This window comes from Pseudoalteromonas sp. B62, from assembly GCF_037162565.1.
GTDB lineage: Bacteria > Pseudomonadota > Gammaproteobacteria > Enterobacterales > Alteromonadaceae > Pseudoalteromonas > Pseudoalteromonas fuliginea.
Map to the genome: position 1 here is coordinate 226,094 of NZ_JARLVB010000002.1, position 12,080 is coordinate 238,173.

Consider the following 12,080-nt stretch of genomic DNA (forward strand, 5'->3'; position numbering starts at 1 on the left):
CTTAAACCTAACTTTACTGTTACAAAGTAAAAACTTAAAAAGGTCGAGTAATAGCTAAACCGACAACTACTGCTTCTTCATCATCAATAAAATCAATAGCTATCGTTGGTGCTATACCAAAATCACCGACATGGAAATCATAGGCTGAGCTAATGCGATATAAATCCTCATTATGAGGATGAGCTCCGCCTATACGCTCTTCACCATAACCCACCCCTAAACGTATATTTTTAGTTGGATGATAATAGAGCGAAGCCAAAGCGACAGCAGTACCATCGCCATGATGTGCATCATTTGTTCGCTCATACACCACTCCGGCGCCCCATTTTTGAGTGATTTTATATTCATACTCAACACCAAACGTAAACTCACTTTCACTGTCAAAATGTGTAGTACCAATAAAAACGCCTGGTATATGTTTCACCTCGTCACCCGCCTGAACAGCAGGAGTCAAAAATATAAAGAAACACGCTGTAAATTTTAAAACTTTATTTTTCATAATCTTCTCTTGTAAATAAGGAAACAAACAAACACTCCAGCATCACATCAACGTTAGTATTCCTTCATAGGTTGGATCTTAAGAAAACTTGAAGTTGAACTCTGTTAATGATCAAATAGTTACGCCAATAAAAACATGACTAAAAACAGAGTTCACATGCAGATTAACCAAGTTTCAAACCAATTAAAAGCCCTTATCTCAGAAAAACACCTCATTGAGCTTGCAAAAACCTCTGGATTTCAAGTTCGACACCGTTGCCTGTCGATCGTTTCTCTGCTCAAAGCCGTATTTAAAAGCCTATCTTGCCTGCAAGACGCTAACTTGTCAGATATCCATCAAAACTTGCGAACGCAGGCTGATTGCACGATAAGTTATAAACCCTTTCATAATCAAATTCGAAAACCAGCCTTGACTGAGCTTGTCCGTGAGCTCGTTATTCAAGCGATGTCTAAATTGACTGTAAACACGCTGGATAAAACCTTTTTTACCCAGCGAGGAATACAGCGAGTGTTATTGCAAGATGGTTCTTCATTTGCTCTACATGATGAATTAGCGCAGGTTTTTGCTGGTCGTTTTACTGCTGTAAGTCCTGCCGCAATTGAGTTGCACGTTACCTATGACCTATTTAATGAACAACCCTGCGAAATAGATATTCGTCCTGATGTTGAAACTGAGCGCGCCTTTTTACCAGGTAGCCACACACTTGAAGATACGTTATTACTTGCTGATGCTGGGTATTTTGACTTAGATTACTTTGAGCAAGTAGCTCAAGATGGCGGATATTTTTTGATCAGAGCAAATAAAAACATTAACCCAATCGTTACATCAGCTTATTGCGCGGGTATAGAACTTAAAGAAAAGAACATTAAAATCAAAACGTTACTCGATAAATTCGCAAGCCAACCACTTGAATTAACAGTACGTTGGAAGAAAAATGGGCCCGAGTACAGGCTTATCTATTTACCGAATGAAAAGCGCCCCGTTTTCCTTGTTACTAATTTAAAAGAGGCACAGTTTAGCTTTGACGAACTACTCGATATATATGCAACTCGTTGGCAAATTGAGTTGTTTTTCAAAGAACTAAAGTCATGGAATAACCTTAAAGGGTTCATCACACGAGATCCTCATATTGCCGAATCATTGGTTTGGCTGAGCATACTGCAAACACTTATCAAGCGTTTTATCTGCCATAGTGCAGCGGGTATGTTTAAGTGTGCGATCTCGACATTTAGAGCGAGTAAGTGCAGTTATCTTTGGTTGGATGATATTCTGGATTGCATAGAACAAACACGGTGCAGCCATAAGATACATCGTGTATTTGAGCTACTAGCGGTAAATTGTAAGCGGCAAAGCATTGAGAAAAACAATGATATTTGCCGTTTTAAGATAGGAAGTCACACGGTCTGTGTTCCTTAAGAACTAAGCTATGAGTATTCCTTACAACAAAGCCAAAAATGTAATAACTAATAAACAATTAAGAAAAACATTTATTCTATATGCAGGGTGGTATTGTTAATAAATATAGGCAGGATTATTTACTTAGTAAAATTTTTTATAAAATCAGTTAAAAAATAAAAACAATACTATTTCACTTACAACAATCGGCTTAGATTTGAGGTCTATTAACAATAATTAAATTGCACTGTAGCTAGGCCATGTTGATCTTTGTGAATAGAAATTTGTTCAATCCAAGGAAGATTAAATCGCGGTGCGAGGTTTGTAATCGAGTGGGTTCGGTAACTGCTCCCGCGTAACTCTAATGGCTTGCATCCCTTTAAGTGCATGTAAAAACCGAGTAAAGCTTTCATGCCTAGCTCGCGCCTACTTAACTTCATCAATGTAAGTAACAGAAGGTTAATCGTCCCTCCCCCCATTAGGGCGGCGCATATTTGTACTGCATTATCGCCTATTTATTCACGACACAGGCTCTATCTTGCCTAAAAAACAAACACACAGCTAAAAATTAAATCTCAAAAGATAAACTGCTCCTAGGCTAAAACTTTTATGAGGATTGGTACTATAAAAAATACCTACTTTAATTTACACAACGCTACGAGTGAGCAATTTAAGACTGTAACGATATAGTAAGGGGTTGCGTTTAGTATTATATCGTTCTAATAAAACACGGCCAAACTGCACTCAAAAACAACAATACATTTTAAAATCAAAAAATTACATTTAAAATACGCATAATGGCAGCAAGAGTAATTTGCATATAAGCAGTAGGCCTACTACACGCAAACCCAATATTTCCCAGTCATAAATATCGTTACGTGTGATTAATTATTTCAAATTCAAGTTAGTAAATATAATGTCATGGTCTCCTAAAATCGCAACGACTTTAAGTAAACACTTGCAAACCAAAGTAATGAGCAATACCGCTTAAAATATTTGTTACCGCAACTGAACTCAAAATAAGCCCCATTATTCTACTTATTATACTTGCACCACTGTCACCAATTAATTTATGCACATGCGTAGCTAAGAGCAATAAAATTAGGACAATAGCCAACACCGCTAACATCGTTGATGATGTTATTAGCTGCTCAACCCATGTATGCTCTTCGTTACGAGTCATCAACACGGCCCCCAACATAGCACCAGGGCTTGCTATAGAAGGAATAGCCAGTGGGAAAATGGCAGTCTCAGTGCTATCTCGAACACTTTTTATTTCTGTTTCTGGTTTGCTTTCACCAAATATCATTGAAAGTGCAAAAATAAGTAATACTATGCCGCCAGCAATTTGAAATGCTGAAAGCGGAATTTCTATGGCATTAAGTAGTTGCTCACCCGCTACAACAAAAAATAAAAGCACGATGGCAGATACACCTACGGCTTTAAATATTACTTTGCGCTTAAATTTTTCATCTTCACCGCGAGTAACTGCAATAAATACAGGTACAGTGCCAATGGGGTCTATCACCGCAAAAAAGAAGATAAATATGGCTAATAATTCATGCATTACTGGGTTTCCTAGATAAAAAGCGTCTAATAAAAACGCTGCAACTACAACACAGTATGCTAGTATATCACGGTAGCGTAAGGATAAGAGAATGATGAATATAGAATCACTCGTAGGTAAAGCAAAACAAGTATGTGATAACCGTGGCGCACGTTTCACACCCATTCGTGAGAAAGTATTTCGCTTACTCGCTAGTGCCCAAGGTGGCGTGGGGGCCTATGACTTACTTGAACAATTAAAAGTAACTGAGTCAGGTGCTAAACCTGCCACTATATATCGCGCCTTAGATTTTTTGGCCGAACTAGGCTTTATTCATAAAATTGAAAGCACAAATGCATTTATGCTGTGTCATCATTTTGATCATATTCATCCCGTACAGTTATTAATTTGCGATACTTGTGGTTTTGTAAAAGAGTTACATTCTACCATTATTTCACATGAGCTTAATAACTTAGCGGCTGAGGGTGGATTTGTTGTTTCAGGACAAACTATCGAAGCACATGGAAAATGTGATTCTTGTAGGACATCCTAGCCCTCAAAGTTACCCACATTGGCTATACTTAATATAATTATAGCCATTTTCATAGTATCAATTTAAGAGTAAGCAATATGAATGTAGAGTTCATCAATCCTTTTTTATCTTCTTTGATAAATGTATTAAGTACCATGGCTCAAACTCAATTAAAGCCAGGTAAACCACGTATAAAAACAGATGAAATAGCCTGTGGTGATGTGTCTGGCCTTATTGGCATGGTAGGCCCAAAAACTAAAGGTTCATTTTCAATTACCTTTGATGAAGAGCTAGCATTAACTATTATGGAACGCATGCTAGGCGAACGCCCTGATTCAATTGATGAAGAAGTAACCGATATGGTTGGCGAAATTACTAATATGGTTACCGGTGGCGCTAAAAATTTATTAGGTGAAAAAGGCTTTGATTTTGATATGGCAACACCTATTGTCGTATCAGGGAAAGGGCATACAATTACCCATAAAAGCCAAGGTAAAAAAATCATCATGCCATTCACTAGCGATGCTGGTAATGCAAATATTGAAGTTAGTTTCGATAAGCTATGAGTTGGCAACAAAAGGTCATAGTATTAAAACCTCGCTCGCGGGGTTTTCATTTAATTGACGACGAAATATTGTCTCAACTCCCTGAACTTACTACTTACACAGTAGGCTTGTTACACCTATTCATCCAACATACCTCCGCTAGCCTTACTATAAACGAAAATGCCGATCCTACGGTGCGTATGGATATGGAAAGCCATTTCAATAAATTCGTTCCTGAATGCCAGCCTTATTACCGCCATGATTATGAAGGCGATGACGACATGCCCGCACATATTAAAACCAGCACATTGGGCTGTGAGTTAACTATTCCTATTTCTAATGGGTATTTAGCACTAGGTACATGGCAAGGTATTTACTTAGGTGAACATCGCAACTCTGGTGGCGCTAGGCGTATTATAGCAACGATTCAGGGGGAGCGGCTTTAATAAAAGCTTCAGGTTTTAAATTATTGACTCCTCCTATCTCACTCATACCTCATAACTTCAAAGTACAATACCTTTATTGTAGGCGCAGAGCTCGCCCGAGAAGCGATAGCTTTTAACAACCAAAACTTCAATGCTGAATATTACACAAAGAATAAAGTAGATAAGAGAGATTTTAAATTATAATTTTATTTATTATTTTTAATATAGGAAATTTTGAAAGGATATAAAAAGATTGGAGCGGTACACGAGGCTCGAACTCGTGACCTCGACCTTGGCAAGGTCGCGCTCTACCAACTGAGCTAGTACCGCATTTTACTTCTTTTGATCACTACAATTTCTTTTGGTTAGAAATTGGAGCGGTACACGAGGCTCGAACTCGTGACCTCGACCTTGGCAAGGTCGCGCTCTACCAACTGAGCTAGTACCGCATTATATTTTCACTCAACACTACAATTTCTTTTGGTTAGAAATTGGAGCGGTACACGAGGCTCGAACTCGTGACCTCGACCTTGGCAAGGTCGCGCTCTACCAACTGAGCTAGTACCGCATTTTTTATTTCTTCAGTTATTTTACGCTTAAGCGCGACAGGTCGCATTCAACATTCTAGCAACTGAGCTAGTACTGCATTTTAATTGTGGATGTAAAACGACCACAATAAAAACAACTCAAACACACTAACCCCGCGTGGGTTATCGTCTTGAGCGGGGCAGGATTCTACAATAATCCGATGTGTTTGCAAGTGTTTTTTACAAATTAAAGAAATTTTCTCTATAGATTTTTAATTCCATAATCGAATCTTTAATATCGTCCAAAGCAAGGTGTGAGCCTTTTTTGTTCACTTTAGCAAGCACTTCAGGTTTCCAGCGACGTGCTAATTCTTTAATAGTACTTACGTCGAGATTGCGGTAATGAAAAAAATCTTCAAGTTCACGCATATATTTATTCATAAAGCGGCGGTCTTGCCCAATTGAATTACCACACATTGGTGATACACCGGCAGGCACCCACTGTTTTAAAAAATCTAACGTTTGTGCCACTGCATACTCTTCATCGAATGTACTTGCTTTGCAGCGCGCTGTTAAACCCGACTTACCATGCTGCGTAGTACACCACTCGTCCATACCATTTAGTAATTCATCACTTTGATGAATAGCTATGGTTGGCCCTTCAGCTAATATATTCAGGTCTGCGTCAGTGACAACCGTCGCAATTTCGAGTATTTTATCGGTCTCTGGTTCGAGTCCGGTCATTTCAAGATCGAGCCAAATTAAATTTGATTTATTAATAGTCATAATACCTAAGCGGTGCTTTCCTTTAGATCCAACGCATTTCGATATATCATATTAGCATCAACCGTCGAGCTAAAGCTTTTTTTAGGAAAAGCGACATTTAACTAAGGTTATAGGCCTCCAGTGGCAAAACAGAAAAAATTAAGTAAAGGCCAATCTCGTCAGATCAAGGCCAACCACCAAAAGCGCATTAATAGCGCAGACTCAAAACCAGCTAAAAAAGGCGCGCAAGAATGGCAAACCGATAATTTAGGTCAGGTCGAGAGCGCAATTGTGATCAGTCGTTTTGGCCAACACGCCGATGTCGAAACACAGAACGGCGATGTACTGCGTTGTAATATACGCCGTACCGTGTCAAATTTAGTGTGTGGTGATGAGGTATTGTTTCGCCGTGCCAAAGTAAGTGAAGGTGATTTAGCCGGAGTAATTGAAGCCACGCAAGAGCGTCGCTCACAACTTACCCGCCCTGACTTTTACGATGGTGTAAAAGTTATTGCAGCTAACATTGATCAAATACTCATGGTATCGGCGGTACTACCTGAGTTTACCCCAAGTATTATCGACCGCTATTTAATAGCCTGTGAAGATATGGGTATTGAGCCAATTTTAGTACTCAATAAAATAGATTTAATTGATGATGCTGGTCTTAGTGAAATACAAAAAGTTCTCGATATCTATCGTAAACTTGATTATCAAGTACTCCTTGTTAGTAATATATCCGGCGATGGTATTGATAAATTAAAAGAAGTACTTGTTGATAAAAATAATATTTTTGTTGGCCAAAGTGGTGTAGGTAAATCAACCCTCGTTAATACTGTATTGCCTAACGCTGAAATATTAACTAAAGAAGTATCTGAAAACAGCGGCCTAGGCCAGCATACAACAACTGTTTCACGCCTTCACCATTTACCAAGTGGCGGTAACCTAATCGATTCACCAGGAATTCGTGAATTTGGTTTATGGCATTTAGATGTTGAGCGTGTAACGTGGTGTTTTAAAGAGTTTAGAGAATTTATAGGCGGGTGCCGCTTTAGAGACTGTAAACATTTAAACGATCCTGGCTGTATAGTTAAAGAAGCTGTAGCCGATGGAAGAATTTCTCAATTGCGCTTTGACAGCTACCACCGAATTTTAGAAACAATGGCCGATGGCCGTGCAGGCGCCCGTGCGCCTCGCGTATAATTTAGGATAAATACTGTGAGTTTAGACAAATTTAAAATCGCAATGCAGTACGCAATGCCAAAACATTTTATTTCACGCGTAGTGGGAAAATTAGCCGCAGCTAAAGCAGGTGCTTTAACAACGACTTTAATTAAACTATTTATTAAGCAATATAAAGTAGATATGAGCGAAGCCCAATACCCAGATCCGGCTCATTATAAAAGCTTTAATGAATTTTTTACTCGCCCTCTAAAAGACGGCATGCGCCCAATGGTAGAAGATAGCAATATCATCACTCATCCAGTGGATGGCGCAATCAGCCAGCTAGGCGATATTGTTGACGGACAGCTAATACAAGCTAAAGGTCACGATTACAGCTTACAAGCGCTACTAGGCGGCTCACAAGATGATACAACACCATTTTTAGGCGGTAAGTTTGCCACCATTTATTTAGCACCTAAAGATTACCACCGTATTCATATGCCAATTGATGGCACACTAAGCAAAATGATTTACGTGCCAGGTGATTTATTTTCAGTAAACCCACTTACAGCGCAAAACGTGCCTAACTTGTTTGCACGTAATGAACGAGTAGTCGCAATTTTTGAAACTGAGATTGGTCCGCTTGCTATGGTACTTGTTGGCGCAACAATTGTAGCCAGCATAGAAACTATTTGGGCAGGTACTGTCACGCCACCAGCTGGTAGCGATGTATTTAGTTGGAAATACCCAACCACTGGCGATAACGCTATCACGCTTAAAAAGGGTGAAGAAATGGGTCGCTTTAAATTAGGCTCTACTGTGGTACTTGCATGGGGTGCTGATAAAGCTGAAATACTGGATGACCAACTACCAGAAGTGGTTACTCGCTTAGGTACTGCGTTTGCAAAAATTAACGACTAAAATCAATCGTTAATTCGAAATTAAAAAAACCGCGTTTAATTAAACGCGGTTTTTTATTTTGTAGACGTAGAGCTTGCTCACGTTAAAAGCGTCAGCTTTTGGTTTATATGTAATTGCGGGCTGCACCGTTTATATCTTTATGGACTTCGCCCATCACGCCAGCAAGCTGTGCGTCTACAAGTCTGGCGCAGAAGTTTTGATATGTTGTAGACGTAGAGCTTGCTCACGTTAAAAGCGTCAGCTTTTGGTTTATATGTAATTGCAGGCTTATAGCGTTTATATCTTTATGGGCTTCGCCCATCACGCCAGCAAGCTGTGCGTCTACAAGCTTGGTGCAGAAGTTTTGATGTGTTGTAGACGTAGAGCTTGCTCACGTGAAAAGCGCAGCTTTTAGTTTCTTAACGCCACATGTAATAACAGACACAAGCCCCTCAAAAACCTATTTACCACACTCTTTACACTCTGAATCTTTAATCACTTTGAAATACTGCTGCTTTAAAGTAAGCGCATCAAAGGTTATAAACATACATCCCTCTGCATGCCCCAGCAATAAATTGAGCGTAAGTTGCGCCTGCATAGAGCCTATTACACCAAGTAACGGGCTAATTACTCCTGCGTTACTGCAATTTATAACTGGTGTAGCTTCGCTTTGTGGAAAAACACAGCCATAACATGGGCTATCACTTTGCCTAAAATCAAAGCCCATTAACTGCCCTTTAGTTGCCAATGCAGCACCAGAAATTAACGGTGTTTTATTAGCAATACAATAACGATTAACGCAATAGCGAGTGCTAAAGTTATCAGAGCAATCAAGTACTATGTCAGCACCTTTTAGCATGTTAGCTGCATTCTTCTCATCTAACTTTTGGCAATGCGTTACTATGTTTATTTGATTATTAAGACTCGCTAATACTTTACCCGCTGCGGCGACCTTGCTTTGCCCTAAGTGGTTTATTTTATAAAGCACTTGGCGCTGTAAGTTTGAAAGCTCAACCTCATCATCGTCAATTAAAATAAGCGTTCCAATACCCGCAGCGGCCAAATATAAAAGTGCTGGGCTACCTAAACCACCAGCCCCAACTACTGCAACCGTTGAGGATTTAAGTGCTAACTGCCCTTCAAGCCCAACTTCTTCAAGCAATAAATGGCGGCTGTAACGCAGGGTTTCTTTATCGCTTAGCTCACTCACGTTTATCAGCCTTATTAGTATTACCCTTGTTAGTTTTAATTGGCACTGCTTATGGCCACTTGCAGAGCGCTTATAGCCTCTACGTAATTATCAGCCTCGGTAATCGCACGCACTACGGCAACACTGCCTACGCCTGTTTTAGCTACCTGCTCAGCACGGCTTAAATCAATCCCACCTATTGCTACTGTTGGGTAGCTTTGCATAAGCGGCACAAATTTAATCAGCTTTTCAAGGCCTTGTATTTGCCCTGTCATGTCTTTGGTGGTGGTTGGGTAAATAGCACCAAATGCCATATAACTAGGGCGATAATTATGCGCACGCAGCATTTCATAAAAACCATGAGTAGAAAGCCCAAGCCTTAGCCCAGCGTCTTTAATAGCGGCTAAATTAGCAATGTCTAAATCCTCTTGCCCTAAATGCACACCATACGCACCATATTTAATAGCTAGCTGCCAGTAGTCGTTTATAAATACCTGTACGTTGTATTGCTTGCCCAGCTCAACAGCATGCTTAATGAGCCCATCAAGCTCATCTTGCGTTTTATTTTTAACGCGTAACTGCGCTGTTTTAATGCCTTGTTGTAAGCATTTTTCTAACCAATCTGTGCTATCTACAACCGCATATAAGCCCAGCGATTTACTTTCACAAAGCGCAAAATCTGCCGCCATATTAAAATCAAGCGGCACATCAAAATCAAGCTCATCACCCAGCCAGCTGCCTGGCTCAATTACTTGTGGGTAGTCAGCTAAATTAGTGGGGAACGAGGTCTGAGCAACCGGTCCAATCCCCTCGCCGTATCGAACAGACTGTTTTAGCCCTTGGTTTATATATGCTTTAGCTAAAATAAAGGCATCTTTTAATGGGTAGTCTTTAGCTAAACATGCTGCAATTACCGAAGCCATGCTACATCCGGTGCCGTGGTTATGCGGGGTTTGTATTTTTTGATTACCTAACCAATATTCTTCGCCATTTTGTGTATTACTATCAATACAATAATCAATGCAGTAGCCACTTGGGTAATCCCAATGTCCGCCTTTAATAACAACGGCTTTTGCACCCCAGCTTAATAGCTTATTAGCCGCTTCTTTTATTGCAGCCGGGCCAATTAAATACACACCGGTTAATAACTGTGTTTCGTGGGTGTTTGGGGTTATTACATCCACCAGCGGCAGTAAACATTCTTTTATTGCACTTACCGTGTCTTCTTCTGTTAGTAAGTCACCGCTTGAGGCAATAGCAACAGGGTCATATACAATAACGGGAGGCGCAGGCCACTTAGCTTTATAGTGGCTTATATGTTCGCTGATCAACTGAATTTGCTGCACATTGGCTAACATGCCAATTTTTATCACTTTGGCTTTCATGTCTTTTTCAAGCGCTAGTAACTGCGATTCAATAATATCGGTAGACACTGCATTAATAGCCTCTACGCCTAAACTATTTTGCGCAGTAAGCGCCGTAATTGCCGTGCAACCATGTACACCAAAACTTTGCATTGCTTTTATGTCAGCTTGAATACCTGCACCGCCGCCCGAATCAGAACCGGCAATTGTCCACACTACATTATTCATATTCTTTCCTTCACTGCTGATGCCAAAATGGCATACCCATTGTTGGGGTTGATGGGGCTGCAACGTCTTTTTCAGGCATTGCTTTTGCTTGATATGCAAAGCGCCCTGCTTCAACTGCGCCTTTAAATGCGCGGCTCATAGTAATTGGGCAACCCGCCCCTGCAATGGCTGAATTTAATAATACCGCATCATACCCCATTTCGAGTGCTTGGCAGGCATGCGATGGCAAACCTAAACCTGCATCTACTATTAATGTAGTATCGGGTAAACGCTCTCGGATAGTTTTTAAATTATAACTATTTAACAAGCCTTTACCGGTGCCTATTGGCGCCCCCACGGCATAAGCACCTCACACCCTAGCTCATTTAAGCGCTGACAAAGTACTAAGTCGTCGGTGCAATAAGGCAATACTTTAAAGCCATCATTAATTAATATTTTTGTGGCTTCAAGTAGCGCAAAAGGGTCAGGCTGTAAATTGTAATCATCGCCAATCAGTTCTAACTTTATCCAATCAGTGGAAAATACCTCTCGGCACATTTTTGCAAGTGTAATTGCCTCTTTGACACTGTGGCACCCTGCAGTATTAGGGAGTATTTTTAAACCGGTATTTTTTATTAACTGCCAAAAATCATCACCTGCCGCTGCACTTTGTTGGCGCCTAAGCGACACGGTTACAATTTCAGCTCCAGAGGCGACTATCGATTGGGTCATAATGTCGGGCGACGGATAAAGCGCAGAGCCTATTAATAAACGACTCTTTATTTGCTCTCCATAAATAGTTAAACAGTCTTTAGTTTGCATGAGCTTTATCCGCCTTGAATGGGTGATAGCAACTCAACACTGTCGCCTTCATTAAGTACATAGTTACCGTGCTGACTTTGCGCAATAAATTCGCCATTAACAGCCACAGCAAAAGGCGCAACTGCACCAAAACTTTGAAGTACCTCAACGAGTGCTTTGCTATTAACATTAAGTAGCTCGCCATTAATTGTAATGTTCATTTT

General features: G+C 40.2%; 12 protein-coding genes, 3 tRNA genes and 1 pseudogene. 6 read left to right on the top strand and 10 right to left on the bottom strand.

What is annotated here, in order from left to right:
* Positions 1-34 precede the first annotated feature (34 nt).
* Entirely contained in the window at positions 35-499 is a 465-nt protein-coding gene (locus P4S71_RS05415; RefSeq protein ID WP_096793724.1) for a hypothetical protein, read from the bottom strand.
* Positions 500-655: 156 nt separating this feature from the next.
* On the opposite strand from P4S71_RS05415, the gene P4S71_RS05420 reads away from it, so the two are divergent.
* Positions 656-1,915 carry an IS4 family transposase gene (locus tag P4S71_RS05420; protein WP_337119945.1) on the top strand — a complete coding sequence of 420 codons (1,260 nt, stop codon included), beginning with the start codon at positions 656-658 and terminating at the stop codon, positions 1,913-1,915.
* A gap of 925 nt (positions 1,916-2,840) precedes the next feature.
* Here the strand turns inward: P4S71_RS05420 and P4S71_RS05425 are convergent.
* Positions 2,841-3,461, bottom strand: coding sequence for a MarC family protein (locus tag P4S71_RS05425; protein ID WP_007378742.1), 621 nt, complete (start codon positions 3,459-3,461; stop codon positions 2,841-2,843).
* Between the two features lie 94 nt (positions 3,462-3,555).
* On the opposite strand from P4S71_RS05425, the gene P4S71_RS05430 reads away from it, so the two are divergent.
* The 3 genes from P4S71_RS05430 (at position 3,556) to P4S71_RS05440 (ending at position 4,963) form a co-directional block, all read left to right on the top strand.
* Positions 3,556-3,993, top strand: a complete 438-nt coding sequence (locus P4S71_RS05430) for a transcriptional repressor (RefSeq protein ID WP_337151596.1) — start codon at positions 3,556-3,558, stop codon at positions 3,991-3,993.
* Between the two features lie 77 nt (positions 3,994-4,070).
* A complete protein-coding gene (locus P4S71_RS05435; RefSeq protein ID WP_337150245.1) occupies positions 4,071-4,538 on the top strand; it encodes a chemotaxis protein CheX in 468 nt (155 codons plus the stop codon).
* On the top strand, positions 4,535-4,963 hold the full coding sequence (locus tag P4S71_RS05440) for a secondary thiamine-phosphate synthase enzyme YjbQ (RefSeq protein WP_008135799.1): 429 nt from the start codon (positions 4,535-4,537) through the stop codon (positions 4,961-4,963). The genes P4S71_RS05435 and P4S71_RS05440 overlap by 4 nt, the downstream gene beginning before the upstream one ends.
* 233 nt (positions 4,964-5,196) lie before the next feature.
* Here P4S71_RS05440 and P4S71_RS05445 read toward each other — a convergent pair.
* From P4S71_RS05445 to orn, 4 genes are all read right to left on the bottom strand, one after another.
* Positions 5,197-5,272 (bottom strand) — tRNA-Gly (locus P4S71_RS05445).
* 43 nt (positions 5,273-5,315) lie between these two features.
* Positions 5,316-5,391, bottom strand: a tRNA-Gly gene (locus P4S71_RS05450).
* 43 nt (positions 5,392-5,434) lie between these two features.
* Positions 5,435-5,510, bottom strand: a tRNA-Gly gene (locus P4S71_RS05455).
* Positions 5,511-5,709: 199 nt separating this feature from the next.
* Positions 5,710-6,255: an oligoribonuclease gene (gene orn, locus P4S71_RS05460; RefSeq protein ID WP_337119404.1), complete on the bottom strand. Its 546-nt coding sequence runs from the start codon at positions 6,253-6,255 to the stop codon at positions 5,710-5,712.
* 120 nt (positions 6,256-6,375) lie between these two features.
* Between orn and rsgA the strand changes: the two genes are divergently transcribed.
* A complete protein-coding gene (gene rsgA / locus P4S71_RS05465; RefSeq protein WP_337150246.1) occupies positions 6,376-7,434 on the top strand; it encodes a small ribosomal subunit biogenesis GTPase RsgA in 1,059 nt (352 codons plus the stop codon).
* A 15-nt stretch (positions 7,435-7,449) separates the two neighbouring features.
* The gene (gene asd, locus P4S71_RS05470) at positions 7,450-8,316 is read left to right on the top strand and encodes an archaetidylserine decarboxylase (protein WP_007378748.1); all 867 of its coding nucleotides are present in this window, start codon (positions 7,450-7,452) and stop codon (positions 8,314-8,316) included.
* A gap of 439 nt (positions 8,317-8,755) precedes the next feature.
* Here asd and P4S71_RS05475 read toward each other — a convergent pair whose 3' ends face one another.
* The 4 genes and pseudogenes from P4S71_RS05475 to thiS all read right to left on the bottom strand — a co-directional run bounded on the left by P4S71_RS05475 (position 8,756) and on the right by thiS (position 12,077).
* On the bottom strand, positions 8,756-9,505 hold the full coding sequence (locus P4S71_RS05475; protein WP_337150247.1) for a HesA/MoeB/ThiF family protein: 750 nt from the start codon (positions 9,503-9,505) through the stop codon (positions 8,756-8,758).
* Positions 9,506-9,540: 35 nt separating this feature from the next.
* The gene (gene thiE / locus P4S71_RS05480; protein WP_337150248.1) at positions 9,541-11,076 is read right to left on the bottom strand and encodes a thiamine phosphate synthase; all 1,536 of its coding nucleotides are present in this window, start codon (positions 11,074-11,076) and stop codon (positions 9,541-9,543) included.
* 10 nt (positions 11,077-11,086) lie between these two features.
* Positions 11,087-11,877: pseudogene (locus P4S71_RS05485) on the bottom strand (thiazole synthase).
* Between the two features lie 5 nt (positions 11,878-11,882).
* Positions 11,883-12,077, bottom strand: coding sequence for a sulfur carrier protein ThiS (gene thiS / locus P4S71_RS05490; RefSeq protein ID WP_337150249.1), 195 nt, complete (start codon positions 12,075-12,077; stop codon positions 11,883-11,885).
* Positions 12,078-12,080 lie beyond the last annotated feature (3 nt).

Coding starts and splice junctions, on each gene's coding strand:
- P4S71_RS05430 (WP_337151596.1), top strand. CDS start 3,556: ATGAATATAGAATCACTCGTAGGTAAAGCAAAACAAGTATGTGATAAC.
- P4S71_RS05425 (WP_007378742.1), bottom strand. CDS start 3,461: ATGCATGAATTATTAGCCATATTTATCTTCTTTTTTGCGGTGATAGAC.
- P4S71_RS05435 (WP_337150245.1), top strand. CDS start 4,071: ATGAATGTAGAGTTCATCAATCCTTTTTTATCTTCTTTGATAAATGTA.
- P4S71_RS05415 (WP_096793724.1), bottom strand. CDS start 499: ATGAAAAATAAAGTTTTAAAATTTACAGCGTGTTTCTTTATATTTTTG.
- thiS (WP_337150249.1), bottom strand. CDS start 12,077: ATGAACATTACAATTAATGGCGAGCTACTTAATGTTAATAGCAAAGCA.
- P4S71_RS05440 (WP_008135799.1), top strand. CDS start 4,535: ATGAGTTGGCAACAAAAGGTCATAGTATTAAAACCTCGCTCGCGGGGT.
- P4S71_RS05420 (WP_337119945.1), top strand. CDS start 656: ATGCAGATTAACCAAGTTTCAAACCAATTAAAAGCCCTTATCTCAGAA.
- orn (WP_337119404.1), bottom strand. CDS start 6,255: ATGACTATTAATAAATCAAATTTAATTTGGCTCGATCTTGAAATGACC.
- thiE (WP_337150248.1), bottom strand. CDS start 11,076: ATGAATAATGTAGTGTGGACAATTGCCGGTTCTGATTCGGGCGGCGGT.